Origin of the sequence: Herpetosiphon gulosus (genome assembly GCF_039545135.1) — a bacterium.
Taxonomy (GTDB): Bacteria; Chloroflexota; Chloroflexia; order Chloroflexales; family Herpetosiphonaceae; genus Herpetosiphon; species Herpetosiphon gulosus.
Map to the genome: position 1 here is coordinate 16,543 of NZ_BAABRU010000028.1, position 26,913 is coordinate 43,455.

The window sequence follows — 26,913 nt, forward strand, 5'->3', positions numbered from 1 at the left end:
CTAGAAACCTTTCCGGCGTGACATAACACGATCCCATTGGGCCAAATAGGAACGAACGGTTGCAACTAAGGGTGATTGCGTTAATTCCCCCACACCAGGATCGATGACGTGCGTTAATGCCGCGATTAACGCCGTTGGCGTAATATCACGAACAAATTGCGCATAGCCGAGCTGTTCTACCGCGTGGGCGAGTTCGCATTGATGGTCGTCAGGACATTCGTTAAATTGCCGTGATCGTGCCACAACAATTAATGGGCGACCAGCTTGACGTGCCCCGAGAATGGAGCCAGCTCCTGCTTGACTGATCACGACGCGTGCTTGTTCGAGCAATCCACGATAATCATCCGCATTGAGCCATGGCTGCGCCTGCGCATGATGCACCGCAAGATGTGTATGGCCTGTTTGCATAACAACGGGTTCGTTGAGTTGGGCAGCAACGCGATCCATGGCATTAACAAGCCGGGTAAAGGGTTCTGGCCGTGTGCCAACACTTACAAAAATCATAGAATGGCTCCGACAAACTGAGCTTTTTTACCAGCAACAGAACATAATTGCGGCCATTGCACAAAAAAGGCATCACTGACTGGGTAGACGAGTTTTCCGGTTTGTGAGACACTCGTGACGCGACACCAACTTTCAATAAAGATGGTTTTACAACCAAACAATTTGCCAAGATAAAAAAAGGGAATGGCAATTTCAGCCCCCATACTGATAAGAACGTGAGGGCGTTCGTTACGAAGCACCTTTGCGGCCCACACAAATGTCCGCGCCATCCGGTAGAGATTTCGGCCAATATCGTGCGTAAAATAGGCTCGGCTCACCTGTTGCACATCTGCGGCACGGGCACTCTGATAGGTTGCAATAAAGGTGTCATAGCCCTCAAACGCAGCAAAGATCTGACATGTTTCAGTCCAATGACCACCATGGGAGCAAATAATGCCGACTTTCATGACCAGCCTCCTGCAAATCGATGCGCCAGATGAAGCAACGGATTGACCAACCATGCAAGCCATCGCGTGAGCCAGCCTTGCTGGATTGACTGAAAATCAAGCTGACTGCTTAATTGCTGGATAACGGCCCGTTCTTGCGCCTCGGTGGTCGGTGGTGCTGATACTGTCCGCAAATACCGCCAGATATGCTGATAGAGTCGGGGTTTGATCCCCCAATACCGTGGCCCACGCAGCAAAAAATAGCTTCCCGTAATGATCTCGGCGATGAGCAGTCCTGGAAGTAATCGGACTAAGACGCTTGGTGAAAAATTTTTGATGAGCATTGAATAGCGATTACGTTCAATCAAAAATGCTTTTTGGGCGGTATAGTTCAATTGATATTTGTGATGAATAACCGCCTCAGCAACATAAAAACACTGTAAGCCATGGAGCCGCACGCGTAAGGATAAATCACTATCTTCGACGTACATAAAAAATTGCGGATCAAACCCGCCGAGTGTCGTAAATAGGCTGCGCCGGATTGCGCACGCAGCCCCCGAAACAGCATCAACATAGGTACTTGTTTGATAATCCGTGCGCGGTTGGTTTGCCCCTCGGCAGTACGCCAACCCGGTATAATGCATCTGGTTACCACAGGCGTTAACCTGCTGTGGATGGTCATGATGGACAAGACATGCCGTTGTCAGACCAATCATCGGATCAGTTCTCAACGGACCTAAGAGTGCATCAATGGCTCCGGGCATCACCACGGTATCCGGATTAAGAAAGACGAGATACTCGCCTCGTGCCAACGCTGCACCATAGTTATTGCCCCCGGCATAACCGGTATTCGTATTTTCCAAGAGTCGAACCATGGGGTAGTGCTGCTGAATCACCATCTGGCTCGCATCCTCTGACCCATTATCCACAACGATAACTTCATAGCGTGTCCGATCGGGGCATGCTTGCAGGATAGAGTCAAGGCAATCTCGAAGATCTGCCTGGCTGTTATAACTCACAATAATGATGCTTGCATCCATACGACTCTATCTTTCTGCTGCACTCAGTGGTTGATTGAGGCTGTCATAAACCCGCTCCCTAGGAGTCAGGAGGACGGCTTCGGTTGGTGTTGTTGGCGCAGTACGCAGGAATTGATGTTTCAAGGATGTTTCCATGCGTTGGAGCATCACCCGTTGGCGCTGTAAGATAATCCCAGTTCCAATCGCCCCAATACTCACCAACATCCCAATCATCAGGATACTGAGCAGCCATGCAAACTGTGACAGCGCCATTGTGGTATGGGAAGCCAAGAAGACCATCAAGGATGTACTGACGGCTAAAGCAACGAAACCGCTTCCACACCAAAAAAAGAGCGGTCGCATCGTAGTGGCGATGCCCAAAATCCCCTTCACGACTTGCATACCATGCCCAATGGGGTTTCGCTTGGCTTTTTCTACATACAACACATGAATGGGAACCTCACAAATCCGTAATGCGTGTTCGTGGATATGAAATTGCATTTCCGACTCGATGGAGAAGCCCCCATTCGCCGTAAATGACATCACAGCGATGGCATGAGCGGAAAAAGCCCGAAATCCACTCTGTGAATCGCTAACCTGCACGCCTGAGATTACATTCGTTAATGAAGTTAATCCCAATTGGCCCACTTTCCGGTAGAGCGGAATATGGCTGTGAATCGCCCCATAGCGTGATCCAATCACGACATCGGCTTGCCCTTGACAAATTGGTGCCAAGAGAGCTGGAATATCATCCGCCCGATGTTGCCCATCACCATCGAGCATCACCACAGCAAAGGGATTGAGAGTAGTCAAATACCGAAAGCCCGTATTGACCGCCGCAGCCTTGCCTTGATTGACAGGATGCTGCAAAACATGCGCACCCGCCTTTTGTGCGATGGCAACCGTCTGATCCGTGGAGCCATCATCCACGACAAGCACGATGTCAACATAGGCTTTTGCCGCAAGCACCAAACTTCCGATAAAGCGCGATTCATTAAAGGCAGGAATGAGCGCAACGGTGGGATGAACGATTGATGTGTGACGTTCCATAGGGTAACTCCCAGTATCCTCAACTCCGTATACCACGTGGTGCTCGTGAGGACTATATGACGTGACAGGTTGATGCACCAAGTATCATCGAAATGGATGCATCCTGCTATATACCATCAACCCTTACCTGCGGCTTCTATCTAGGTGCTTCGTATTGGGGTAAAAGTACTGACCATATGCCATTGACCCCTTCTCATACCGACTATTTCGGTTTGTACCATTGGGGTAAAAGTACTGATTCTAACCGTATCGTTCAAACGCTGGTTGATGCAAAGCACTGTTTGGGATACAGCAGGAAATAGTCGTTCGTATGGAGACCTTGAGTCTACCGTTGCCATTGCTTGACCAAAGGAAGCCACACCCGCTGCGGCACAGGCGCAATCTTTAGCACGGTGGCCGGATTCCCCAGCAGCAGGGTTGTGCGCAGGGCATCGGTGCAACATTGACCATGCAGCGCCAACTGGAGCACTCCGGCCTCCGTCACCTGCCCCAACGTTGGCCGAGGCCGCGTCATAGCCGCCGTCACCAGTCCATGCTGGAGGTGGTCATGGCCGTGGGCGACCCCCAAGCCACTCGATCCCCATGTGGCGATTGCACCCCCAGCCGGATGCAGCACCAGCGCCTCATCGAGCGTGGTTCCGCGCGGGCTGGGCTGGTGGAAGACACTCGTCAGGCAGGTCAAGGCCAACAGCAGCGGCAGCCGTTCACCATTCTGTAACTCCCCAACCGCATTCAGATCGAGCAACCCACGCGGCTCGACCACGGGATCGGTCACGGCCCACTGGTAGGCGTGGCTATGGCCCGTATACTGCATCAGCACCGCCCCGGTCTGCCAGATGGCCATGACCCGTTCACGCACGGTACGGGCATCAGCCACATGCCACGCCGGATCATCGCTCGTGGCATGCGGATCGTAATAGGCGCGGTGCAAGGTCATCGTCAGCGGATAGACGGCCTCACTCTGCGCCGCCAGCTGCGGAAAGTCAAGCGCTCCCTCGGCGTTATCAGCGATACTCCCGACCGTGCTTTGCCACGCCCCCCATGGCGCGGCGGTATAGCGCTGCTGTTTGGCGATCAGATTGGTTAAATCATCGAGCGTTTGCACGGGCCAGCGGCCTACGGGCAGATCGGGCAGCAGGTCATCCAGCGGATCAGCACCGTCCAGTTGGCCATAACAACTTTCACAGGCGGTTTCACCGAGCCATAAATCGACCTCCGCCAGATAGGGCGGGATGAGCGGTGGCTGGTTATAGCCCAAGACATCACGCGGGTCAGCCGCGCCGTCGCCGACCAAGAGCACGCTGGTGGGTGGGGTCGGCCACGTCGCCGCTGCATGCTGGAGCAATGCCCGAATTGCCGTCGGGGATAGGTTGCCAAAGGCCCATGCCGCATCCAGATCCTCGCGGGCAATCAGCACGGTCGTCAGCGTGCGCAGCGGGTCGAGGGCAGGCAGGAATACGCGCGGGGCAATGATCACATCGGCTCCAGCGGTGGGCAACACGACGGGGATATGGCGTTGAAGCGTGGGCGTGGGCAGGGGTGCGTGGCCAACCACGAGATAGCGACGGTTGACCAACGGATCGGCCAGCACAGGCGTAAGTCCAGCAGGCAGGATGACGATCTGCGGCTGCGCTGGCGCGGTCACATCATAGAGCGTGCGCAGCGGGGGCGCATCCGGCAGGGCGTACCGCGCAGGCAGTGGCCCACTCCACAACGGCACATTTGGCAGGGTCGTGAGGCGCAGCGGGCGGGTCACGGTGATGGTTTCGAGCAAGACACTGGCCGCGCCGATGGTTGGAGCAGGCAGCGTCACCGTAAGGGTCTCGCTCGTCGTCACCACCACTGAGGATTGCCATGCCGAGGTGGCAGGCACGGTCAGCGGGACGGTGTTCACCACCAGCGACACGGGCAGGCTGGTCGCCGTCGCGCCGCGCAGGGTCACAGTCATGAGGCCGCTGGCCAATGGCAGGGTGGGAGTCAGGAGCAGCGTGGTTGTCGAATCATCGCCACCCGCGAGACTGCTCAGGCGGGTGCTGAAGGTATGCCAGCCACGCATCCCCGCATGGCGACTGTCGAGCAGCTGCGGATCGTCCCATGCATTCGTCATCCAGACGGTATCGCTCATCGGGGCGGTGCTTTCGAGGGCGAGGCGCGAGGCCATGGTTGGCGAGGGCGTGGCCGCTGCGGTCGTGAGCCACAGGGTCGTGGTTCGGTTCCAACGGTCGCCGACGGTATCAACCCAAAACCGCAGCTCGTCATGGGCATCGACGACGGTATCGCCAACCCCGCGCCAATCGAGCGGGAGCACCACGCCATCATGCTGCACCTGCACCGTCGCCGGATTGAGCGTCGTGAGGTCAATCCCCGCTGCGGCCAGCATCGCTCCGGTCACCCGCTGCATGCCCGGTTCGGTCACCGTCAGTGTCCATGTCTGGTGGTCGAAGGCCAGTGGGTTGGTGGGCGGAACCGGGTCACCAAACGGCACGCGCGGCAGGGCTTGGAGATCGGCAGGGGATGCCACCAGCACGGCGTTGTCGAACACGGCGTGCAGCTGCGTCACCTGCTGCACATGGCCGCGCTGCTGGATGGTTGGCTGGACCAGGTACACCCACACCGCGTAGCCGCGATAGCGCCCGCTGCGCAGCAGGGTCACAGGGCTGGTGGGTAGGTCAGCCAATCGCGCCGGATCAGCCTCAGGCAGCGTCGTCGTTTCCAGCGTGAGCGTCAGGGGTGGCGCGGCAGTGCTCAGGCTCCGCACCGCCACGGTCGTCGGCTGGGACGGCACGCCAGCCAACACCACGGTTTGGCCTGCGGTGGTCACGGTGAAGGGTGTCGCTGCTGCCAGTGCCGCCCGGGGCACGACCAGCAGGATCATCAGGAGTGAAACAAGCATGAATCTATAAACCCGCATCAGGATTCTCCGCTAATAACTGCATCAAACTGGCCGCCGTTGCCTCGGCCTGCATCACCGTGGCCACACCGACCTTACGCGGATTGACCACCGCTGGAGCGGCCACGGAACCGCCTGTGGGAGCCGCATCCGGTGGGGATTCCGCCGCGCCACCCCGTCCGCGTTTGCCCTTGGCAGGTGGCTCGTCCTCGACGACATCACGCGGAATACTCAGGGTTAGGCGGGTCAAGGCGGCGAGGGTCAGATCGCGCGGGGTCGCGGCTTTGGCATGGCTCAAGGCCAGCACGCGTGCGGCACGCGGCAAGGGACAGGTCGGAGCCAGCAACTGGGCATGGCGGTCGGCGCGATCCGCTTGCATGCGGGCAAGAATCGCCTCCCACAGCGCGGGTGGGGCATCACGCAACAACCGCAGTCGCGTCGTGCGGTCGAACTGGGCCAGCGCCCGGAGCCGTTCGTCGAGGGCATCACGCGGCGGGGGAGCCAGCGTGGTCAGGGTTTTGGTCGTGCCGCCGTGCGGCAGGGCAGGCCACAAAGGTAGCGGGGTGATCGTGCAGATTGGCTGGCGAAAGCCATTGATTGAGATCGCGGCATAGCCTTCTTCGCGCAAGGGAATCCCGGCCCAGTCTTGCATGGTCAGCCGCGCATCGGGATATTGGCGTTGCCAGACCGCCGCATCGGGGCCAAAGGCCGAGAGGATCAGCCGCGTTTGGACGATCTCCAGCGTGGTGGCCAACATTTCGGCAGGCAGTTGACTCGTGCCTTGATGCATCAAGACCAGCCCAATCCCAAACGAGCGCAACCGTTCCAAAATCTTCTGGTAATTGGCCGGATCGCCCCGTCGCATGGCTTCCTGAAACTCATCGACGACCAGCACCCACGGCTCGCGTTCCTCTTCCGGCGTATCCAAGCGACTAAATGCCGCCGCCAGCACGAGATTAATCAGTACATTGGCCAGAATCCCGCCAGCAGTTGCGCCGATGAGTTCTACCGGAAGTTTGGCCAACACAATCTTGCGTTGATCCATCACCTGCCGGAAGGGAATCGTCGTGCGCGTTTGGTTGCAGGTAATGCGCACCGTGCGGTTAATCAGGAATTGGCTCAGGCGGCGTTGCAAGGCGGTCATCGACGACTTTTGGGTGTCCGAAAGCTTGGGAAACTGATAGGTCCAGAACAGCACGAGGTCAGGATCAGTCACCCGCTCCAGCACGGTGGCGCGATAGGCACTACTGGAAAAGAGCAGATACAAATGGGCAATCGTCGGGGTTGGTTCGCCTTCCATCAGGGTCAATGCACCATAGCGCAAGGCTTCCTGCATCCCCGCCGAATCGCCCCAATGGCTATCGGTGCTGGCCACCAACGCCTCCAGTAACTCGACCAAAAAGTCTGGTTCGGTATCCTTGTTTAAATAGGTCGGGTCGAGCAGATTGAGGCCCAAACAGTGATCGGGGTCAAGTGGGTCGAACACAATCACATCATCCAGCCGATCATCGGGAATCATGGTCAACAGGTCATTGACCAAATCGCCCTTGAAGTCAATCACCCCAAAGCCTGCGCCGATGCGCAGCAATTCGCCCAGTTGCACCTTGGCCGCGTGGCTCTTACCCGCCCCCGTGCTGGCCGTGATTTGCTGGTGAAAGGTGTAGCTTTTGAGCGGAAAGCCCAGATAGACCTGCCGCCCATCGGCAGCGACCCCACCCGTGATCCGCACGATGCGATCCTTTAAGGGGGTGGTCGGATCAAACGCGGGCGGCGGCTCCCCGATGGCACTGACCAGCAAGGCCGGACTGGGCGGGGCAAAGCGGTTATTGCGCCAGATCGCCACGGTTAAGTGCCGTCCGGTCGGCAGATGCCAGAGGGCCGTGACTTCGGGCAGGCTCAGCACGGGCACAGTGGGGGCAGGCAGCAGCGGCGGCAGCGGCATGGTCAGCCAGCGCACGGCATGGCGTTCGCGCAACGCCGGGGTGCGGGTAGTCTGCATACGGCCATGGGTCCAGGCTTGGCGCAGGCGGTCGTGCTGGGCGGTATAGCTGTCGAGTGCGCCAAGCAGGATCTGGTGTTGGGCGCTGGCAATCGCCGCCGTATCGGCCACGACCATCGTCCGCAGCGCGACGGTCACGCATGGGCTTTGCAGCTTGGCCAGCATCGTGGCAGCGGTCTCTTTGCTGGCACTGGCCTGCTGCTCCTTGGCTTCGAGCGTGAGCCAATCCGCCATGGCCCGTCCCTGCTGTTGCCAGCGCTCGGGCACGGCTCCAAGGGTCAACGATACGCCAATCGCCGTCACCCCTTGCTGCGGGCGCAGGCCGCCGATCAGGGCATCGAGTGGATCGCCGACCATCGCATCGGCGCGGCGCAGGGGATAGATCGCAGGCTGCGCCAGCGTGTGCGTCGTCCAGACCAACGCGGGGGCAGCGGTCGCAACCGGATCGGGCTGGGCCAGCAGATCGCAGCCCGGCACAAAGCCTTGCCAAGCGCTGAACACGGGGGCATACAACTCGGGATGCGAGAGCCAGAGACTCCATGCAATCCCTTGATCGGTGTACCACACCTCCAACGCAATCCGCCGATCCGGCGGGGCATGCGCGACAATCGCCTGCAACACGCGCACGATCTCGCCCGCCATCGCCGCCTCACGTTGGCCGAGCTGCGCCGCTGTGGCACTGTGCGGATCGGTCGTCATCGGTTTGGGGATGCGCAGCAGATACCATTGGCCGTCCGCCGCAGGCCGTCGCCGCAGCCGCAGCCATGCGATGAGGGTCGCCAGCACCCACAGCCCATAGCCGACCAGCAGCCAGCCACTGATCGCGTGCAGGCGCGTGACCAATGTGGCCAACGGGGCAAGGCGCGGGCTGGTGAGATGGCCGAGCAGCCATGGACTCAGCAGCCGCACGATCATCAACACCACCACCCCCATTCCGGCCAATATGCGGCCATACACGGCCATGATTAAGCGTCCATGCATAGCGATTCCTCCGCGATTGCCCCATCGGTGTCATCACCGTCAAGCCCGACCATAGCCCAGACCTCGGCCTCGGTCACGTCCCGTTTCAGCAGCAAGCCCTGACGCGGGTGATTGCCCAAGACCGCTGCGAATCGTTCCGCTGCCAATGCCACCAGCCGTTCGGCCAGCCCCCGATCCACGCCCAAGACGGTGGCCGCCTGTTTGGTTGACACCCCATTGCGCCGATCCGCCAGCAGGGCTTCGATCAGGGCGTGCAGCTGGTCATCCGTCAGCACCGCATCATGGGTCACTTGGGCCACGGGGGGCATGGCACGGGCGGTGGGTGGCTGCATCGGGTCGGTGACGAGCGCCGCACTGGCGGGTTCCGCCCCACCCGCTGCTGTCGAGGGCAAGGCCACCACAGGCTGAAACAGATCAGCGGGATCGCACTGCCAAAAGACGTGCGACGGTGGCGCATCCAGCGGCGCGATCGGTCCGATCGTGCACCACGGGTCGGCCACATGCACGCAGACCTCGGCGTGGGCCAGTACCAGGCCGCGCATGGTGACGAGCATCCACGGATCAAGCCGATGCGCCTTTAAGACCGCCGTGGTCGGCAGCACGCCACCACCGAGATAGCCATGCCACACCGTCCGAGGGGCACGCGCATCGCCCGATTGGATGGTCGCCTCGGCCCACGGGTGATCACTCACGGTCAGGATCGGGCGCGGACTGCCTGCCTGCCACGACGGCAGGGCCATGGCAAGAATCGATTGCAGCACCGCCGCCTGCGCCGGATCAGCGGGCAGCACCACCACGACCACCCCACCCCGCTGGAGCAGCAGCGGCAGATCGTCACATGGGGTGGCAAAGACGCTTAACCAGTCCAGCGTCCGCCAGTGCCGCAGGCGCACCTGCCAGCGTTGGGCGGCCATGCGCTGGTCAATCGCCGCATGATTGGGGGTGGCCAGCACCTGTCCGGCCAGCGCGATCAGATCGCCAAGGCTGGGATGCGGGCGGCTGCGCCAGTGGGCGAGCAGGGTCGGCATGGTCTGCCACAGGGCATCGTGCGGTTGCAAATCCGCCAGCATTCCCAGCAGCGTGGTCATGGCAGCATCGTCGAGCCACGCGGCCACATCCAGCGTGGTCGTGACCGCAGGCTGGCGACCATCGACGACCCGCAGCCGCTGCCCCAGCGGTTCGAGCATGGGCACGAGGGTCGCGGCATGGGCCGGAGTCACCAGTGCGACAACACTGGCATGGGCGGTCAGGCTTTGTTCAACAAGCTGCGCGACTGTTACCCAGCGCTGCGACGCAGGCCCGACCAGATCGAGCGGCGTGCCCAAGGGCAACGCGATGTCCGCACTAAACCGCCACCCCACCCCATCCACGACGGGCAGCAGGGCAGGCAACGACGGTAGATCCGGCAGCAAGGCGGCTTCGTCGAGCGGCAGGTCGCCCGTCCATGGCTGCGGTCGGAGCAACCCCAACAACCAGACCATGGCGCGGGCAAAACCCCAGCGCTGCGGGGTCGCATGGACGGCCTGCACCATGCCGTTGCGCAGCATCCAGCCCTGCACGGTCTGCGGATCAGCACCCCCACCGCGTCGCCAGCGCAGCGCAGGCAGGGTCAGGGTCACGGGGCGCAACGTGGCCAATGGGATTCGTTCGTGCAGCGTCGTCAGCAGCAGGCTGTGGGTCGCAGGCGTGGTCTGGAGCACGAGTTGCCGCCCCTGCGCCGTGGGCACAAGCCACAGCCATGCCGATCCCATGCCCACCCCATCAACCAGCGCATCGCGCAGCGTCGTCGCAGCAACCCCCGCCGGAACCCGCACCCGCCACACCATCCACGCCGTTTGGTCGGTCGTGATCGTGGCCAGCACCCGCATGAGCAGCCAGCCGCCACCACCGACCAATAGGATGAGGATCAGCAGGCTCATACGACCTCCTCACCATCCTCGATCACGAGGACAGTTGTGGTCGCGGTAGCAGGCGCGGCAAGCGGCGACCGAACCGGAGCCATGCCACCAGCTACGAAGGCCGGATCGGTGGACGATGGCACGCCATCACCCACAGGCCGGGGTGGCAAGGCCGCGCGTTGGGCTGCTAAGAATACCCCCCATGCTGCCGCGCGTTGCCGCGCCGCCACCGTCGGATCGGTCACCCCAGCCCCAAACCAGCGATCAAACCGTCCCATGGCCGACCTCCTCGTGGAGCACTGCGCGTTGGGGGATTAATTGCCATTCCCAGTGCGAGAGATGGTTGTAGATCAGATACGGCGTTTCGTTGACGATAATCAGGTATTGCCCGGCGCGTTCTTGGCGCTGTTCATCGGTCATGCCCAGTCCGGTAATCCACTGCAACTGGGCATCGGTCACCATCGGGAAGCGCTCGCGTAAGGCGGGCAATTGGTCACTGCGCATCGTGCCGATCACCGTGATAAAGCTGTTTTCAAAAATCTCCGCACCCGCCTTCGTGCCTAATAAATGCGTCGTCTGGTCAATCACCCACACGCCCGCGCCGAAGCGCCGCGCGGTCTTGGCTAAGCGTTCGGCAAAGCTGGCCAGCAGCGGATTGGCAAACAAGACCCCGGCCTCATCAATCCCAATAATCGCCTTGCGTGGTTTGAGCCGAATCTCGCGTTGGATCGCGCTGGCGATCAAAATCAGAAAAAATTGCTTGATATGCTCCGGCATCGCCGCGTCCGACACGTCGTAGATCACCACCGGGGTACTGGGGTCAAGCGTCAAATCCATCGTTGAGGGTTGATCAAAGACCTCAGCAAAGGGCGACAGCGTCCACGGCAGCAGCAGGTCACGCAGACCCGTGGTGTCCTCGGCCAACAAGGCCACCACATCCGACAAGCGTGGGGCAGCATGGGTGGCATAGATCACCGAGAGCACCCGCCGCAGGGTTTGGCGATGCCGTTGGGTGAGTGCCCCGTCTAAGAGCCATTGCAGCACTTCTTCCACGTGCAGCACTTGGGTTACGAGGTCATGCTGGAGGTCAACAATCGGGTCAAGCAGATTCAGCCGCAGGGTATCCAAGGCCACCCGATTGACCGAGGCCCGCCCTGCATAGGCTTCGGCCAGCGGAGCAAATGCGCCTTGGGGATCGAGCAGAATCAGTTGGTAGCCTGCATCATCGACCAGGCGCGAGCCGAGGGTGGCGACATAGCTACTCTTGCCGCTGCCCGTGGCCCCACAGAAAAAGCCGTGCAAGGCAGGCAGCGCGGTCAAATCCAAGAGCAACGGCGTGCCGCGCAACTCATCCACCCCCGCCAATAACGCCGACGCAGGTGGTTGCGAGCGCTGGGCCAGATAGATCGGTAGCAGCGTCGCCAGCTGCGCGGTAATCATCGGATGGCCATGGGTGGGCAGGTCAAGCGTGGCGGTCGCGCGGGTTCCGAGCAGCGGCAGCAAATCCGGTTGGCGACCGAGCATCGGGCTGAACGTGATCGTCGATCCCAGCGCTTGGCGGGCCGCTTGGGCCTGCGTGCGGGCCAGCACGGGCGAGGCCGCCCCGACAAACACCGCCACCTGCACCGTGTGCAAGAGTGCGCCCCGCTCCAGATGGGTCGAGGCCGCTTGCCAATCCTGCACGGCGTGGCGACGGGCTTCGTCATAGGTCGGATTGAGTGCCGCATGGGCATCAAGCCGTTGCAAGGCCACATCCATGGTCGTGCGGGCACGGTCGGGGGCCATGGTCAGCGCATCGACCACGATAATTGCATGGGTTTGTTCGAGTAACAGCGAGCGAAACAGCAAGGGCGAGAGCGACCCATGCCAGCGTTCGGCCAGCATGCCCTGCCAGCAGCGTTGGCCCGTGGGTGTATCGGCCACACCGGTTGTTGCACTCAGATGCACCGTCGGCGCACCCAAGACAAAGGGCAGGCTACTCAACCGCGTCGCCCCACCACAGGCCCGCCCCAACGTATGTTCGACCGTGGTATGGGCCAAACTCGGCGGACACCAGACCACGAGATAGTGGGTCATACTGGTCATGGCGTGCTGTTCCAAGTCCTGCATGTGGAGCAACTGCGCGGTCAGACGCGGATGGCGCGGGTCGCTGGGGTCGAGCAAGCGTAGTTGGTCATGAATCCGCTGGCGACGCTGGGCCAACGAGCGCGGCGCGACCACACTGATCAAGCGCCAATCCACGACCAGACTTTGCAGCGCCTGTCGCACGCGGTCAATCGCCACCTCCCACTGATGCGGATGGAGATTGACCACCTCAAGGCCGTGCAATTGGAGCAACAGTGGTGGAGTCATGGCTGCCCCCGATCAGCCAAACTGACCAGTGTGCCATCCGGCTGCATCACCGCCGTCGTGGTCGTGCGGCCCGTGGCCTCGCCCTGCCCCAACTGCCGACAATCCACCGTCAAGCGCTGCGGAGCCAGCAGCCGCACCAATCCATACCGCAGCACGCCGACCACCACCGTGCGCAGCGGCTGCTCCTGATAGGTTCCGCGTGCCACCACCAGCCCCAGCACCACACCAACCAACAGCCGCACCAGCAGCGGCACGCCCGTGGGGCCAAGCACCAGACTCATGGCCATGCCGCCACCCCCCAGCGTCACCAAATCACCGATGGACAAGCCACCCAGCGCCGGAACGCTGACAATCGTGGTAGGCGGTTGTAAAAAGGGTCGAAACACCTGCATCAGAGACCTCCTTGAAAAAAAGGACGCTGCGCAGCACGACCGCTCCGCAGCGTCCACCCTACCGACCCTATTGCCCAACCGCCTTGAAGGCAGGTTTGACCCAGTCCAAGACGATGGGAATAAAGGCAATCAGCATGATCCCGCCGAGGAAATAGGCGATGCGCAGCTTCTTGGCCAAGGCGCTGGCAAACGACCCCGCAAACAACATGACCCCGAAGGTCACGCCGCATAAACCAAAGACCACCCACGCGAAGGTATACAAACTGTCGATATTGACGAGTTTATTCACCAACTCCATCACATCGAACCCACCAGCGGCGACCACCAAACGAGCCATACGAACCTCCAATGCTTAGGGAAGAATCGATTGACCAACCGACCCCAGCTGCACCGTCACCGGAACGGGCTGCGCGGGGTCATGCGGACAGGTCCAGACCACCGTTTGGGCGGTGGTGATCACGAGCGGCCACGGACGATCCGGCTGCAATGGCTGGGTCACGCCGCCCGCCGTGCAGGTTGCGTCGGCAGGATTGAGCACGGTCGCCGGACTGCGCAGCACGGTCGTGATTGCCAACCCGTTGGGTGTCGCCGTGACCGTTTGCCAGTCCACCTGCAAAACTGGTGCGTCCGGCATGGCGATGCTGAGCGGCACGGCCTGCCCATCGACCACCAGCGCCAGATCGACCCGCGTACCCGGCATGGCGGTGGCGGTAATCGGCAGCGTGATCGTCGTCGCGCTCGCCACGGGCAGGCTGACGAGTGCCACCCCATGGCGGCTGACCACGCCGGAACGCGCGGTCGGCCCCACCGTGACACTGACCATGAGCGTGGGTTGAAGTTCCACCAGCGTCCAGTCCATGCCCGTCACCGCCAGCGGCAACGTCGCATCATGGGTCGTCAGCAATGGCTGTTCGCTGGGCAGTGCCTGAATCAGCGTGCGCGTCGTCAGATCGTCCTGATCCCAGAGCACCAGCGTCACCCCGACCTGCTGCTGGGGAATCGCTGATCCGGCATGCACCGCCACGATCTGCCGCGCCACGACCGTGAGCGTGCGCGGCTCGCCCTGCGCCTGCTGGAGCGTCAACACCGACCCCACCGCGAGGTCATTGGCTTCGAGCGCTGCGCGATCAAGGCCGATCACCACCTGACTGCGCGTCCCACCCCAGACCGCTGTGCCAGTGGGAATACCAGCCGGATCAGGCCAGCCTAGCGCGGGGTCAAACGCCAGCACCGCAAACGCCTGCGGCCCGATCACGAGCTGCACCGGAGCGGCCTCGCCATCCGCCGCGACGGTCACCGGACGCAGCACGCCCTCGGCCAACGGTGCGGCTTGCGAGCGCCGACCGAGCAGCCCCCAGCCCAGCAGCACCACCGCGATGATCACCAACCCCAACCAGCGCGGTGCGCCGCGTGGGGCGGTGGCAGCGGTCGGGGTCACGGGCGGGCGGGCCGTGGCAGGCGTACCCAACCAGACGAGCTGGCCATTGACCGGAACCGCGCCTTCGCGCTGCCAGAGGTCGGTCAAGCGGTCGAGTTCGGCGTGTCGTCCGGCCACTGACAAGCCTGCCAGTAGCGGAGCCACAAACGCCTGAAATTCATGGTCATAGGGACTCGTCATGGCGCACCTCCGAATGTGGGCGGCAGCACGGCCTCCGTGACGGGCAGATGCACCCGTTCGGCGGTTGCCGCCAACGCCACCACCTGTCCGAGCCATGGCACGCGCACCACCAAGCCCTCGTGCATGGGCAGGGTCACGACCCAGCGTCCGGTGGTATCCGTCCAGCCCTGCGCGACCCGATCCCCTGCCGCGCTATCCACCACCACCGCCATGCCTGCAATCCCCTGATCGCGGCCACAGGTCGCCGTGCCACGACAGACCTGCACCGTCACCATGCGCGTGGTGGGGGGCAACGCCTGCATGCGCCAGCCGAGCACGGGCAGCGTCGCCGTTGGGCGAACTCCAACCGGATTCGCCAGCGTTGGCAGCGGCACAACGGGCGAGGGCAACGCCGCCACCGGATCAGCCACGGTCGGCAGCGGTGTGGTCACAAGGCTATCCACGATTAAGTCGGCACTCCAGAGCCAGCCAGCCAAGGGCGCGGCCCCGACCCGAAAGGCCGTGACTTCGACATAGCCCTGAAACATCCGTCCCGTCAGCGTGACCGCATACCCGCGTGGGATATGGGCGAGCGGCACATAGGCAAGGCCTGGTCCGGCCCGCAGCTCGCTGTCGGCCTCGGCCACCACATGCGCCAATGCAGGGGGAATCGCCTGCACGGCCAGCGGTAGACTGATGAGCGCACACGGCTCCACGCCTGCCCGAATCTGGCTATCCACCACCGCCACGGGCTGGCCATCGACGACACAGGCGGTGGGCACAGGCGGCGTGGTGCTGCCACTGGGGACTGGCACGACCGTTGCCGCAGGCACAACCGTCAGCGTTGGAAACACAATGATCGGGGGGAGTCCACCATCGACCGAATCAGGGGGTGGGACGCTGGGCAGGGGCGTACTGCTGGCCGTTGCGGTCGCGGTTGGTAGGCTGGTCGCCGTTGCGGTCACGGTTGGCACACTGGTTGGCGTGCTGCTCGCCGTTGCGGTGGCCGTTGGCGCATCCGTCACCGTCGCGGTTGGCGTGCTGTTGGCCGTTGGCTCCAGCGTGGCCGTGGCACTCGGCGGTATCGCCACGGTTGCGGTCGCAGCGGGGGTAACCGTGCGCGTCTGATCCACGAGAACGGTCGTGATCACCGGATCATCGGGGCGATCACGGCGCTGCGCGGTGATCACCAGCGAGTCGGTCGCCGTCACCGGAACCGTGAAGGCCAGCGTCGTCACCGCTGGCAGCGCCGGATCAGCCAGCGCGTCACAGCTCGCCACCGCGCCGCTGATTCCACAGGCCCGATTGTGACTGTCCACCCGATCCCATGCCACGGCGGGCGACAGCCGGATCGTCAGGGTCGCGGTCACGGCCTCGGCAGGCTGAGTGACGACCACCGTTACTCCCATGCCGGGCACGGCCACGCTGGGCTGGGCCACCAACTGCACCACGGGCGTGGCGAGTGGTCCGGGTTGCGCGGCTGGGGTGGGCCAACTCACGACAATGGTGGTGAGCGCCGCCAGCCATGCGCCCACGCGCCGAACACCGATCATGCACGCCTCCTTTCTAAAAAAATACTGCTCTCTCGATTCTAGCGAGCAGCGCGGCGGATGGTGCGATGGCGATGTCGTGGCAATGCACAACACCATCGCACGGCCATCGCACGGCCATCGCATCGCCGTCGCATCGTCGCATGCCCATCGCACGGCCATCGCACGGCCATCGCATTGCCGTCGCATCGTCGCATGCCCATCGCACGGCCATCGCACGGCCATCGCATTGCCGTCGCATCGTCGCATGCCCATCGCATGCCCATCGCACGGCGATCGCATTGCCGTCGCATCGTCGCATGCCCATCGCATTGCCATCGCACAGCCATCGCATTGCCGTCGCATCGTCGCATGCCCATCGCATTGCCGTCGCATCGCCATCGCACCACCCGCCGCCCATCCCGCTATGCTGGAGGCAGAACGGTTTGACCCAACGGAGGTCTCTATGGATGTGTTCGCCCCCAACGCCGCTGGTATCGGGATCGCCTGTGCCGTGTTGTCACCGCAGGAAGTTACGGAGTGTCAAGAATATGGCGTGCTGCCCCGCACCGAGGGCATGCATTGCCTGCGCGTCGCCGATCTCGATGTCATCGTCCATCTCGCCCATGGCTGCGCCACCGCCACTCCCGCCAGCACCACCCCGCTCGGCATGTGGCTCGGCTTCCCCACCTTGCTCGCCCATACCCTCTATCAAGCCAAACAACGCCGGGCATCGGGCGGCATCTGGTATTCGATTCCCTTAACCCTCGCGGCGGAGGCGCTGTGGTAATGGACGCACCAACGCCGATCCCGCCGATCAGCGCGATTCCGCCATGGGATGACCCCGTGCCGCCACCCGTCACGCCGGATCGCCGCGCGGTCATGGCGCTCGTGGTGAGCGAGGAAGGAGCCAGTCAGGATGAATGACCAGTTAATGGATGCCAGTAATAAGGGGTTATTGATCGACCTGATGCAGTATTGGGTCGCCATGCCCGCGTGGTGGATCAGTCGCATGCTGATCTTGTTGCACGAAGCCTGTGCGGTCGTGCTTGGCGTGGTCATGGCAGGCGCATTGCCGAACGCGACAGTGGGCTTTTCTGGGTGGGTTGGGCCATTAACCAGCGCCCTGATGGGCAATTGGTACAGCCGCGCCTTGGCCATTGGCATGCTCGGTTTGGGATTGACCTTGATGCTGATGGGCAGTGGCTTCCAGCTCCGCCTCGTCCAACCACGGGCGTTTGTCCGCTGGTCACTGATCATGGTGCTGTTGGCCATCGCCGCGCCCAGCCTCTATGCCACCACGATTCAGCTCGTGACGCAGGTTCCGGCACTGATCATGCCGCCCATCGTCGAGACCCTGCCGCCGATCACCGCCGCGTGGATCACGGTCGGGCAGGATGGCAACCCGGTAAAACCCTTCGATCCGGCCAATGCCGCCTATGCGCGTCGCGCTGCGGTGCTGGCGGTTCCAGCCACCGCGTCGGGCTGTGCCACCCATATCGCCAGCAGCACGGTCTGTGCCCACCCGATGTACACGCCGATGGATGCCGTTTTGGCCCTCTGGCGGACAGATCGCACCAGCTTGATCAGTGGCGTTGATGGGGTGAATCAGACCACGCCCGACGGGACGGTCACGGTGCAATTCGATGGCTTGCCACCCGATTTTGCCGCGATGTTTTATCCCGATAGCACCCAGCCGTGGTATGGCGGGTCGTTCACCAGTGACCCCAGTGGCATGCAGAAGCGCCGCGAAGCCTTGAACACGGCCAGTAGTGGCACGCTGCACGCGGTCGTGGGCATCCTTGCGGCCTTGGCCACGCTCATGCCGACCCTTGCCCAAGCGCTGATGACCGTCTGCGGCGCACTGCTCTTTCTCTTGGGGATTGTAGTGGCCCCACTCGGCATGCTCGGCAACCAGCGCCAGTGGGTCGCCGTGGTCTATCGCAGTTTCTTCCAGATCAGTGGCTGGCAAACGGTGCTCGCGGTCGGAACCAATCTCGCGACCTACCTGCTCTTTGGCACACCGACCCAAGTAGGGATTGCCATGGCCTATCCGACCATGCTCGTGGTGCTGCCGCTGTTCGTCTGGGTGCAATGGCGGGTGCTGCGTTTTGCGATGGGGTTGAGTTGGCAAGGGTTTGCCGCCGTGCGCACGGTCGTGAGTCGCGAGCCGCTGCAACGCCTGCTGAGTGACCAGCCTGCCGCAGCCACCGAAGCACGGGTAACGGCCACGGGACACTACACGGCCACCGCCGATCCCGCCGCGACCCAGCCGACCATGGCTCCGTCAACCCTGCTCCGCACAACGCCGATGCAGGAATCGACGGCAACCGGAAGCACCGCCCAAGCACCCAGCAGCACCCACACCAGCAGCGCACTGCCATCCCTGATCAATCCGCGAGGCATGGTCATGCGCATGCAGCAGGCGACCCAGCGCACCGTGCAACGTGTGCAGCAGCTTGACCACCAGATCGAGGTCAAGGAAGCGGCCATGCTCCGCACGGCGGAAGTGCGCACCGATACCCAGCTTGACCGCACGGATCAGGCGATCACGACCATGATTGGGGGCAAGGCGATTGCCACAGGCGTGACCTATGTCCATGAGAACGAGGTCACACCCGAATGGCTGTTTGCGCCTCCGCCCGCATCGACGAGCGCTCGACCAACCGCGCAAGCACCACGATCAGGACAACCAAGCAGCGCCGCGCCCGTTGCTCGTCGCGATGGCGACCGCTCCCGCATGTCCAGCGCCGCGCCACGGCCAACCGATGCACCCACGCCGGAACTGCCAACGCGGCCCATGCCCCGCACGGCACGACCACCTGCCACTGATCTGCCGCCAACCCAGCCCTTGGTTTCCAGCGCTGGTCGTTCGGCAACATCAGAAGCAGCAACCGAGGGTGCAGCGCTCGATGCGCCATCGGAATCGAACACGGCATATCCATCAATCGCCAGCATTGCCCATGCACCGACACCAGCGCCCGCGATCCACGCGACGGCCAGCACGCCACCGCCTGCACTTGCAAACAGAACGCAGCTGGACGTGCCCACGCCGCCGACGCAGGAATTACCCGCTGCCGCGCCGCTGCGGAGTAGCGTGGCCACGCCGCCAACACGCGCACAGACTTCCGCACCGCGCACGCCGGAATTGACGAGCAACGCAGCGCGTGGGCCGCAACGACCGCCATCGCCAGCATCCAGTCCAACCAACGGAACCGGACAGAGCAAGAGCGCCGCGCCAACGCCCGTTGTTACCAGCACCGCCACGTCGCCATCGCCAGCGCAACCGGAAGCTCCTACAGGGCAGGCAACCCCTGCCGTGGCGACCGCGACCCATGCGCCCATGGCGGAACCAGCAGCACCCACGGTCGAACAACGCACGCCGCAGACACCAACGCGACCCGCGCGATCACGGTCACGATCCCGCGTTGGCATGCCCACAGAAGCGCAACGAAACCAGCTAAGAATTGACATAACGAAAGAGGGACAACCAGCGCCATCCGACCCGTCACCGCCTGCCGCTGCGCCGCTGATTGCGCCACGGTCTGAGCAGCGCGGTCGTCGATGAACCGGCAATCAGCCATTTGGTCAGACCGTGCATCCGTTCATGGAGGAGTGCACAACCAGTGCAGTACCGTTGCACTATCGTTGCAGCACGGTTGCACTATCGTCAAGTGGGGTGCGCCTGCTCAGGGAGTGGGCTGGACGGCCATTTGGTCGTGCCGACACTCTTTAACAGCCTGCGCAGCCACCATTTTCAATCTCGTCGTTCATCCGGCGTTCGTGCACTCCACCGCGCAGCCACTAATGACAATCCTGCTATTCATCGATCAATCCACCGATCACCTAGCCAGCCAATCCGCTGGAGAAAGCTTGGTATGAAGACTCCCACGGGCTATGCCCCGAACGCCATGGAAACCGAGAGCTTGCTGCTCTTAGCCCGCCTTGGTCGCCTCCTTGCTCGCCACCTGCATGTCGCGTGGCCAGGACGCGCGCTTCGCAATACCTATCAATCCCTGAATCGCTTAACCGAAGCCGGACTCATCACCTATGTCGAACACTTTGAAGCGCCATCGGCTCGCCAGCGGCAGCGCACGAACCAGTTGTGGAAACGTCACGGTCGGATTTATAGCCTCACGCCCATGGGCTGGGACTATCTCAAAGCCGCCTTTCCCCAGCTTGAGGAAGGCAAGGAACGCCTTGCACCAACCTATTTCAATCCGCGTCATCAAGCGGAGCATCAAATCGAATACGCCGATCTGGTCACGAGCATCCTGCGTGATCTCGACACCATTCCGGGGATTATCGGCATGAGTAGTTATATCGAGATGGATCTGAGTGAGCAAGCCCGCCCCCGCGCTGATGGGATTGTCGTCCTGCGCCGCTGGAAGCATGCGATGGCCCATGCTGATGAGCGCTCATCGTGTTATCCGTGGTTGGTTGTCCCCCGCCAAGAAGGGCAAATCGACGAGCTATTTGCGATTGAGATCGATCGGGGAACCGAGGAACCGAGCATCATCACGGGCAAGGCCCAATCCTATGGCGCACTGTTCGCCTCCAAATCGTGGGAGTCGCGCTTTCAATGGCCGTTGATTGCCTTTGCCGTCCCGACCGAACGCCGCCAACGCGTGATCTTCGATGCGTGGGATCGCGGCTGGCCCGGTGGCCCCATTCGCTGTACGACCTTTGACGCGATTCATACCCATGGGGCACTGGCTCCGATCTGGACCCATCAGCATCACCGCGACATGACCTATCAGGTTCCCTTGCTCCGTGCTGTATGGGCCGAGGCGGTGATCGCATGACCGCCTGTCTCACGCCGCATGATCCCATCCTTGTCGCTAGCCTGCACGCCGGACTGATGGCCTTGGGGCCACTGGATCGTGCCACCATCGGTCGGATCTGGTTTCCCACCAAGGGCGATCAGGCGATTCGGCGTATCCTGCGGCCGCTCGTCCAGCAGAAGCTCTTACACGCCACGGTGCTGAGTAACGGTCGCCAACGCATCGCCATGCGCTACCACGCCACCGCTGTTCCCGCGACCGATCTGGCGATTTTGCCGCCGATTCGCATGGCCGCTGCCCTGATCGAAACCGCCCAACGCTTGCCCGATCTGGTCAGCGTACAAACGACGGTGCTCGACCTCTATCGCGGCGGTGGCCGGATCGTGGGCCTGCGCACGCGCACCACCCCGAGCCGTCGGCCATCACCGCCAATCCTGCGCTGGAATAGCGCCGCGCCACGAGAACGGGAGCAGGATACGTGGTACTTACTGGTTCCTGACCACGAACAAGTCTCGCGCGATCAGCACGCCATGCGGGCACGCTGGTATCGCGACTTGGCAACTTCGCGGGGGTTTCCCGTGCCGATTCCGCTGATTGTGACCACGCCAGCACGGCGGGCCATCGTGGACTACGCCTGGACCCCGCACTGGCCGCAGATCGTCATCGGATATGCCACTCCCGATGGCCCATGGACGGACGTGACATGGCAACCCATCGTCGATGGCACGGCATTGCCGCCGCCTGTCCCAATCACGCAGCTCGCTCGCTAATCTCGGTGGTGTCTTTTCTTAACTGGGTGTTTTTCTTTCGCAGTCTGTTTTGTTTGAAGGAGTTTCGCATGACCGCTCACATGCTTTCACCGCGCCGTCGGCGCAGCCCATTTGCTCGGATCGGAGGTCGTATGGTGGAGAATGAATCAGGATTCGTTGAGAACGCCGCGCCGGAGGAGGAGATCACGCTGGCTGAGGCCACGCCTGATGTGGCTTCTATGCCTGTTGCCGCCGCGCCGATGGCCGAATTGCCCCCGATCACGGCGGTGATCCCCCGGGCAGTCACGGCGATTGTGGAGCCAGTTGCGCAGCCGATGGTTGATCATCCCGTTCCGCCGGTGCAGCCCGTGGTCGTCAACCCTGCCGCGCCAGTCCAGCCAGATCGCCATCGGGTCGAATCGATCACGATGCGGCCCACCGAACCCAGCACGCCACCCGCTACCGGACTCGCTGCACCCATCGCGCAGCCCGAACGCCCACGCTATGCTGGCCCGCGCGTGCCGCGTGCGCGATCAACCACCCAAGCCTTTGCGCCGCATGCGGATCGCTGGGGAACCAATCACATTACCGTCGTGGGGCGAGCAACCAATGATCCGGTCACGGTCGTGCGGCCAACCGCTGGTGGAGCCTTCAATCGCTACACGGTCGCCATCTACGATCAGGTGCATGGGCATGATGATGTGCTGCCCCAAATCTCGACCGTGGTGATGCTCGTCCCGCGCGATGCGGCCAGCCTCAATCTGGCTTTCCAGCCGGGGCGGATGTTGACGGTCAGTGGTCGCTTGGTCGTGCGCACCCACTTCGATGGTCGCTATGCCCGCACCAGTGAGTTTGGCGGCTTGTTCCAGACCCAACCCTATGTGCTGGTGGGCAGTGCCGCCTTGACACGCGGGGATGCCAGTCGTCAGCAATACCTGATTGGCCAACTGTCGGGCACGGTCACCGGAGTCCTCAAGGAGCCAACCAGCCGCTTTCGCTTTGACCGCCAGCATGAACAGGTCGTGCTGATGCGCGTCACCGAAGCCTTTGATCGGCCACCGCCCGCCCGTGGCCAACGCATCGAGCACCAGATCGTGCCGTTGTTGGTTCCCTTGGCGGTGGCTGAAACGCTGCCACGGTTGGAGCCAGGCATGCGCATCCAAACCGAGGTCGAATTGCACGTGCGCCACCGGATTTTGGGCAATCACCACTTTGCATTGTCTGGTGTACCCGATGAGGCCAAGAGCCAGTTGCGCCACCGCGAACGCTGGACGTTGGTCGCTACATGGATGGAGGAACAGATCGCATGCAATCCCGCTTCCGACGCGTCGGACTTGTCATAATCTTGTTTTTGGCTGGTTGTGGAGGTCGCCCGCTTCCGGCGGCTTCCACCCATCCGATCACGGGCAAGCCTCAGTGGTGGTGTCCCACGCCCGTCATGGCAGGCGATCCGACCGCAATAGCGGCAGTGCCCACGGTCACGCCCTACTATCACCGTGACCAATTCATGCTCGGCCACGACGTGCTGAGCAATGGGCTGCGCGTGACCGTGCATGCGATTACCAGCGGCGAGGAAGCTCCAGCGGCGATAGGCGGGGGCCAGCTTCAGTGGGTCGATCTCGAACTCACCAGCGCGGTATCCCTGCCGCTCGATCTGGCGGCGCAGGTCGTCATTCGCGAGGTTGAACAGGATGCCGGACAAGCGGCACGCGGCTGGTGGACGACCGATACCGCCACGCTGGCCACGACCGCGATCACGTTGCCAACGCGGCTGGAGGCAGGCATGCCATGGCGCGGCCAGATTCCGATTCGCACGCCTATGGGCAAACCTGTGTTTGTCGTGTTCTACCGCACGCCTGCCGATGCGTTGCTCCGCGAGCAGCCGACCGATGGCGTGATCGTGGTGCAGAATCGCCGTGACCCGACCTGTGCAGGCAATATTGCGCGGGTTCCGTTCCCGACCATGCCCGCAGGCGGTGGACCAGGAGCGCCGATTAACGGCACGCCCGTCGCGGTTCCGCCGGGCACGAATCCCTTGGTGGCCTATGCGGTCAGTAAGCTCGCATGGCCCTATGTGTGGGGCGGCGAGAGTGAGGCCGAAGGCGGCTTTGATTGTTCAGGGCTGATGTATGCGGCGTATGGCAGTGTGGGATTGACGATTCCGCGCACGTCGCAAGCGATGTGGCAAAGTCCCCAACTCCAACGGATTGGCATCAGCGAGCTGCGACCGGGTGATTTGGTCTTTTTCCACACCGATAGCAGCCGCTTCAACAGTCCGCCCACCCATGTAGGCATGTATATCGGCGACATGAATGGCAATGGCACGCCCGATTTGGTGCATGCCTTGAGTCCGGCATGGGGTATTCGGATTGAGGACAATTGGTTGACCAAGCCGTGGTTAATGGCTCCATGGCCCGATGGGACACCCCGTCTGTGGGGCGCTGGGTATTTTGTCAATCCCTATCGTTAACCTCTATTAAAGGAGTCGTTCGATGCGTTGGTGTTTTTTATTCGTGATGCTGCTCGTCAGTCCGTTCGTCGCCGCTGCCCAAACCACTCCGATCACCGTGCGGGTGCAGGATGCGGCGACGATGCAGCCCGTGGTCGGGGTTGCGATCACGTTCATACCCGTCGGCGGCCACCCGATCACAGCGACCAGCGACGCGCAGGGATTGGCCGTGGTCGCCTTGCCAGCGGATCGCATGGTTGTCACGCTGGCCGCTGCCGATGGGGCAATCCTGCCGTGGGAAGCGCCGTATGCCGCAGGCTATCCCATTCAGTCGGTGGTGGGCCTGACAACCTTGACCGTGCAGATCGACCCAGTGACCGGAGTCGCCCATCACGCCCTCGAGCAAGACTGGGCGGGCGGCCCGACCCAAGCCGATGACCCGACCGCTGCCCTTGCCCCACCCGTGACCGGAACCGCCCTCGCCGCCCAAACCGCCACGGTAGAGGTAGCGCAGCTGCCGACCAGCGAAGCCGTGCCGCCGACGAGCGAGCCGACCAGCACCGTGCCAGCGACAACCCCAACCAGCCTACCCAGTCCGATGCCGACCAGTAGTCAACCGGTGCTGGCGATTATGCCCAGTAGCCCACCGACCCCACCAACCACCCGCCCATGGACGCTGTGGCTGCCGATTGTGGTTATTGTGGGCGTGCTGATCCTCGCACTCTGGAGTTGGCGCAGTCGGGCGGGGGTGCTGCGATGATCCGGCGTGGATTGCTCTTGCCCATGGTGCTGATCTGCCTCATCGCTCCAGCAGCCACCACGGCCCAAACACCAACCACGACGGCATCCGTTGCGGCATGGGCATTTGATACCCCGCGCACCTTGGGTAGGGATAGCGGCGTGATTCGCGGCCTCGCCACGGCGCTCGACGACCACGGCTATGCCCATACCAGTTATCTCCGCGCCAGCGAGTTTATGGCTGAGGCCAGTCACAGCGCCCTGATCGTGCAAGGCGTAACCCACGCAGGCGACCGCTATGAGCGCCGTCTGTGGCAGGGCGAACCCAGTGCTGGCCCGACCGCGATCACCGCCCGCTCAGGCCGCATCATCGTCGCCGCAACGCTCGATGGACAGGTGCGGCTGTGGGAAAGTCGCGATAGCGGGGTGACGTGGGGCGAAGTGGAGAGTCCCATTCCGGCCAGCGTAGCGCAACTGGCCATCCTACCCGATGGCCGCGCCGTGCTGGCGTTGCTCACGCGCACGGGGATGCAGTTTACCCTCACCATCGCAACCGAAACGAGCGCAGGCAGCGGAACATGGCTGTTGGCCAACCCCTTGCCAAGCAGCGCTAGTACAGTGTTGACCGTGTGGCAGCGGGACGACGTGCGCACCGATCAGGCTGGATTACCGCAGCTGGTCATCGCACAGGGCAGGGCGGGTGGGGTGCAGCTTGTCATCACGCAGAACGGCACAACGTGGCAACCGCAGACCATCGCCAGTACCACGCCGCATGCGTTAGCGCTGAGTGCCGTTGGGGGTCGTTTAGTCGTGGTGCATGAGCAGTATGGCGAGCGGGTGCTGTGGTTGGCCAGTTCGACCGTGCGCGAGGATTGGCAGGTGACGCGGCTGAGTACGCCGTCCTCGGTGATCGTCGAGGCCAATCCCCTGCTCCACGATCCGCAAACCAACACGGTGATGCTGCTAACGACCTGCCGCTTTCCGGATCGACTATTCGGGAGCTATCGGGCGCAGCTCTGCCTGAGTCGGGTTGGGGCGGACGATTTGCACACGGCAGGAGCATGGGAAAGCCAGTGGGCCGAGCCGTGGACTCCTATCGCCATGGCCCAACCGCATACCGCGCAGGCCGGAGCGGTCGTCGTGACCCACGGCATGCAGGCCCATGTGGCGTGGGTGGGCCAGTTCATCCCCAGCGATTTTCTGCACATTAACGCCACGCAGGCGGGGTTTGTGACGACGAGTGAGGCCATGGCCACAACCGGGCGGATTCCGGCGTTGGCGCGGCTGGATGCGCCGTGATGGAGGCGCGAGTAATTGCCGTCTAAGGGTTTGTCATGGAATCAATCGCTTACTACTTTGATTATTCTACCATTTCAGACAGGGGACGATTGCTGAAGCGTATCTGGTAGAAGCTCAGTAGTGAAACAAACAACCTTCAAGATTCAGCATAAACGAGGGGCCAGGATGCATCGAAACCCAGGCCACATGTTGATAACGTTAGAATGGCTACCGATACGTGTAGTAGAACGCATATATGTTTTATCATCAAAATATGCA

Annotated in this window: 23 protein-coding genes; 9 read left to right on the plus strand and 14 right to left on the minus strand. The window is 62.4% G+C overall.

Features of this window, described 5'->3' with window-relative positions:
- From ABEB26_RS23640 to ABEB26_RS23705, 14 genes are all read right to left on the minus strand, one after another.
- A complete protein-coding gene (locus tag ABEB26_RS23640) occupies positions 1-504 on the minus strand; it encodes a glycosyltransferase (RefSeq protein WP_345724555.1) in 504 nt (167 codons plus the stop codon).
- A complete protein-coding gene (gene pssD, locus ABEB26_RS23645; RefSeq protein ID WP_345724556.1) occupies positions 501-950 on the minus strand; it encodes a PssD/Cps14F family polysaccharide biosynthesis glycosyltransferase in 450 nt (149 codons plus the stop codon). The genes ABEB26_RS23640 and pssD overlap by 4 nt, the downstream gene beginning before the upstream one ends.
- A complete protein-coding gene (locus ABEB26_RS23650; RefSeq protein ID WP_345724557.1) occupies positions 947-1,969 on the minus strand; it encodes a glycosyltransferase family 2 protein in 1,023 nt (340 codons plus the stop codon). The genes pssD and ABEB26_RS23650 overlap by 4 nt, the downstream gene beginning before the upstream one ends.
- 6 nt (positions 1,970-1,975) lie before the next feature.
- On the minus strand, positions 1,976-2,998 hold the full coding sequence (locus ABEB26_RS23655; protein ID WP_345724558.1) for a glycosyltransferase family 2 protein: 1,023 nt from the start codon (positions 2,996-2,998) through the stop codon (positions 1,976-1,978).
- Between the two features lie 325 nt (positions 2,999-3,323).
- Complete coding sequence (locus ABEB26_RS23660) at positions 3,324-5,414, minus strand: C25 family cysteine peptidase (protein ID WP_345724559.1); 2,091 nt, start codon at positions 5,412-5,414, stop codon at positions 3,324-3,326.
- Between the two features lie 481 nt (positions 5,415-5,895).
- On the minus strand, positions 5,896-8,850 hold the full coding sequence (locus tag ABEB26_RS23665) for a type IV secretory system conjugative DNA transfer family protein (RefSeq protein ID WP_345724577.1): 2,955 nt from the start codon (positions 8,848-8,850) through the stop codon (positions 5,896-5,898).
- Between the two features lie 2 nt (positions 8,851-8,852).
- A complete protein-coding gene (locus ABEB26_RS23670; RefSeq protein WP_345724560.1) occupies positions 8,853-10,787 on the minus strand; it encodes a hypothetical protein in 1,935 nt (644 codons plus the stop codon).
- Complete coding sequence (locus ABEB26_RS23675; protein ID WP_345724561.1) at positions 10,784-11,044, minus strand: hypothetical protein; 261 nt, start codon at positions 11,042-11,044, stop codon at positions 10,784-10,786. Before ABEB26_RS23675 ends, ABEB26_RS23670 begins: the two co-directional genes overlap by 4 nt.
- Positions 11,031-13,118, minus strand: coding sequence for a helicase HerA domain-containing protein (locus tag ABEB26_RS23680; protein ID WP_345724562.1), 2,088 nt, complete (start codon positions 13,116-13,118; stop codon positions 11,031-11,033). Before ABEB26_RS23680 ends, ABEB26_RS23675 begins: the two co-directional genes overlap by 14 nt.
- Entirely contained in the window at positions 13,115-13,510 is a 396-nt protein-coding gene (locus ABEB26_RS23685; RefSeq protein WP_345724563.1) for a hypothetical protein, read from the minus strand. The genes ABEB26_RS23680 and ABEB26_RS23685 overlap by 4 nt, the downstream gene beginning before the upstream one ends.
- Before the next feature lie 67 nt (positions 13,511-13,577).
- Positions 13,578-13,847, minus strand: a complete 270-nt coding sequence (locus ABEB26_RS23690; protein ID WP_345724564.1) for a hypothetical protein — start codon at positions 13,845-13,847, stop codon at positions 13,578-13,580.
- A 15-nt stretch (positions 13,848-13,862) separates the two neighbouring features.
- Positions 13,863-15,128: a hypothetical protein gene (locus tag ABEB26_RS23695; protein WP_345724565.1), complete on the minus strand. Its 1,266-nt coding sequence runs from the start codon at positions 15,126-15,128 to the stop codon at positions 13,863-13,865.
- A complete protein-coding gene (locus tag ABEB26_RS23700; protein WP_345724566.1) occupies positions 15,125-16,387 on the minus strand; it encodes a hypothetical protein in 1,263 nt (420 codons plus the stop codon). The genes ABEB26_RS23695 and ABEB26_RS23700 overlap by 4 nt, the downstream gene beginning before the upstream one ends.
- Positions 16,374-16,664 carry a hypothetical protein gene (locus ABEB26_RS23705; RefSeq protein WP_345724567.1) on the minus strand — a complete coding sequence of 97 codons (291 nt, stop codon included), beginning with the start codon at positions 16,662-16,664 and terminating at the stop codon, positions 16,374-16,376. Before ABEB26_RS23705 ends, ABEB26_RS23700 begins: the two co-directional genes overlap by 14 nt.
- A gap of 78 nt (positions 16,665-16,742) precedes the next feature.
- On the opposite strand from ABEB26_RS23705, the gene ABEB26_RS23710 reads away from it, so the two are divergent.
- From ABEB26_RS23710 to ABEB26_RS23750, 9 genes are all read left to right on the plus strand, one after another.
- Positions 16,743-17,426, plus strand: a complete 684-nt coding sequence (locus ABEB26_RS23710; protein ID WP_345724568.1) for a hypothetical protein — start codon at positions 16,743-16,745, stop codon at positions 17,424-17,426.
- Positions 17,426-17,563, plus strand: a complete 138-nt coding sequence (locus tag ABEB26_RS23715) for a hypothetical protein (protein WP_345724569.1) — start codon at positions 17,426-17,428, stop codon at positions 17,561-17,563. Before ABEB26_RS23710 ends, ABEB26_RS23715 begins: the two co-directional genes overlap by 1 nt.
- The gene (locus ABEB26_RS23720) at positions 17,556-20,204 is read left to right on the plus strand and encodes a hypothetical protein (protein WP_345724570.1); all 2,649 of its coding nucleotides are present in this window, start codon (positions 17,556-17,558) and stop codon (positions 20,202-20,204) included. Before ABEB26_RS23715 ends, ABEB26_RS23720 begins: the two co-directional genes overlap by 8 nt.
- A 310-nt stretch (positions 20,205-20,514) precedes the next feature.
- Positions 20,515-21,441 carry a replication-relaxation family protein gene (locus ABEB26_RS23725; RefSeq protein WP_345724571.1) on the plus strand — a complete coding sequence of 309 codons (927 nt, stop codon included), beginning with the start codon at positions 20,515-20,517 and terminating at the stop codon, positions 21,439-21,441.
- Between the two features lie 176 nt (positions 21,442-21,617).
- Positions 21,618-22,190 (plus strand): hypothetical protein, encoded by a 573-nt coding sequence (locus tag ABEB26_RS23730; protein WP_345724572.1) that lies wholly within the window; start codon positions 21,618-21,620, stop codon positions 22,188-22,190.
- A 68-nt stretch (positions 22,191-22,258) separates the two neighbouring features.
- Positions 22,259-23,512 carry a hypothetical protein gene (locus ABEB26_RS23735; RefSeq protein WP_345724573.1) on the plus strand — a complete coding sequence of 418 codons (1,254 nt, stop codon included), beginning with the start codon at positions 22,259-22,261 and terminating at the stop codon, positions 23,510-23,512.
- Positions 23,476-24,639 carry a C40 family peptidase gene (locus ABEB26_RS23740; RefSeq protein WP_345724574.1) on the plus strand — a complete coding sequence of 388 codons (1,164 nt, stop codon included), beginning with the start codon at positions 23,476-23,478 and terminating at the stop codon, positions 24,637-24,639. Before ABEB26_RS23735 ends, ABEB26_RS23740 begins: the two co-directional genes overlap by 37 nt.
- Before the next feature lie 22 nt (positions 24,640-24,661).
- Positions 24,662-25,378: a hypothetical protein gene (locus ABEB26_RS23745; RefSeq protein WP_345724575.1), complete on the plus strand. Its 717-nt coding sequence runs from the start codon at positions 24,662-24,664 to the stop codon at positions 25,376-25,378.
- Positions 25,375-26,655, plus strand: coding sequence for an exo-alpha-sialidase (locus ABEB26_RS23750; RefSeq protein WP_345724576.1), 1,281 nt, complete (start codon positions 25,375-25,377; stop codon positions 26,653-26,655). Before ABEB26_RS23745 ends, ABEB26_RS23750 begins: the two co-directional genes overlap by 4 nt.
- Positions 26,656-26,913 lie beyond the last annotated feature (258 nt).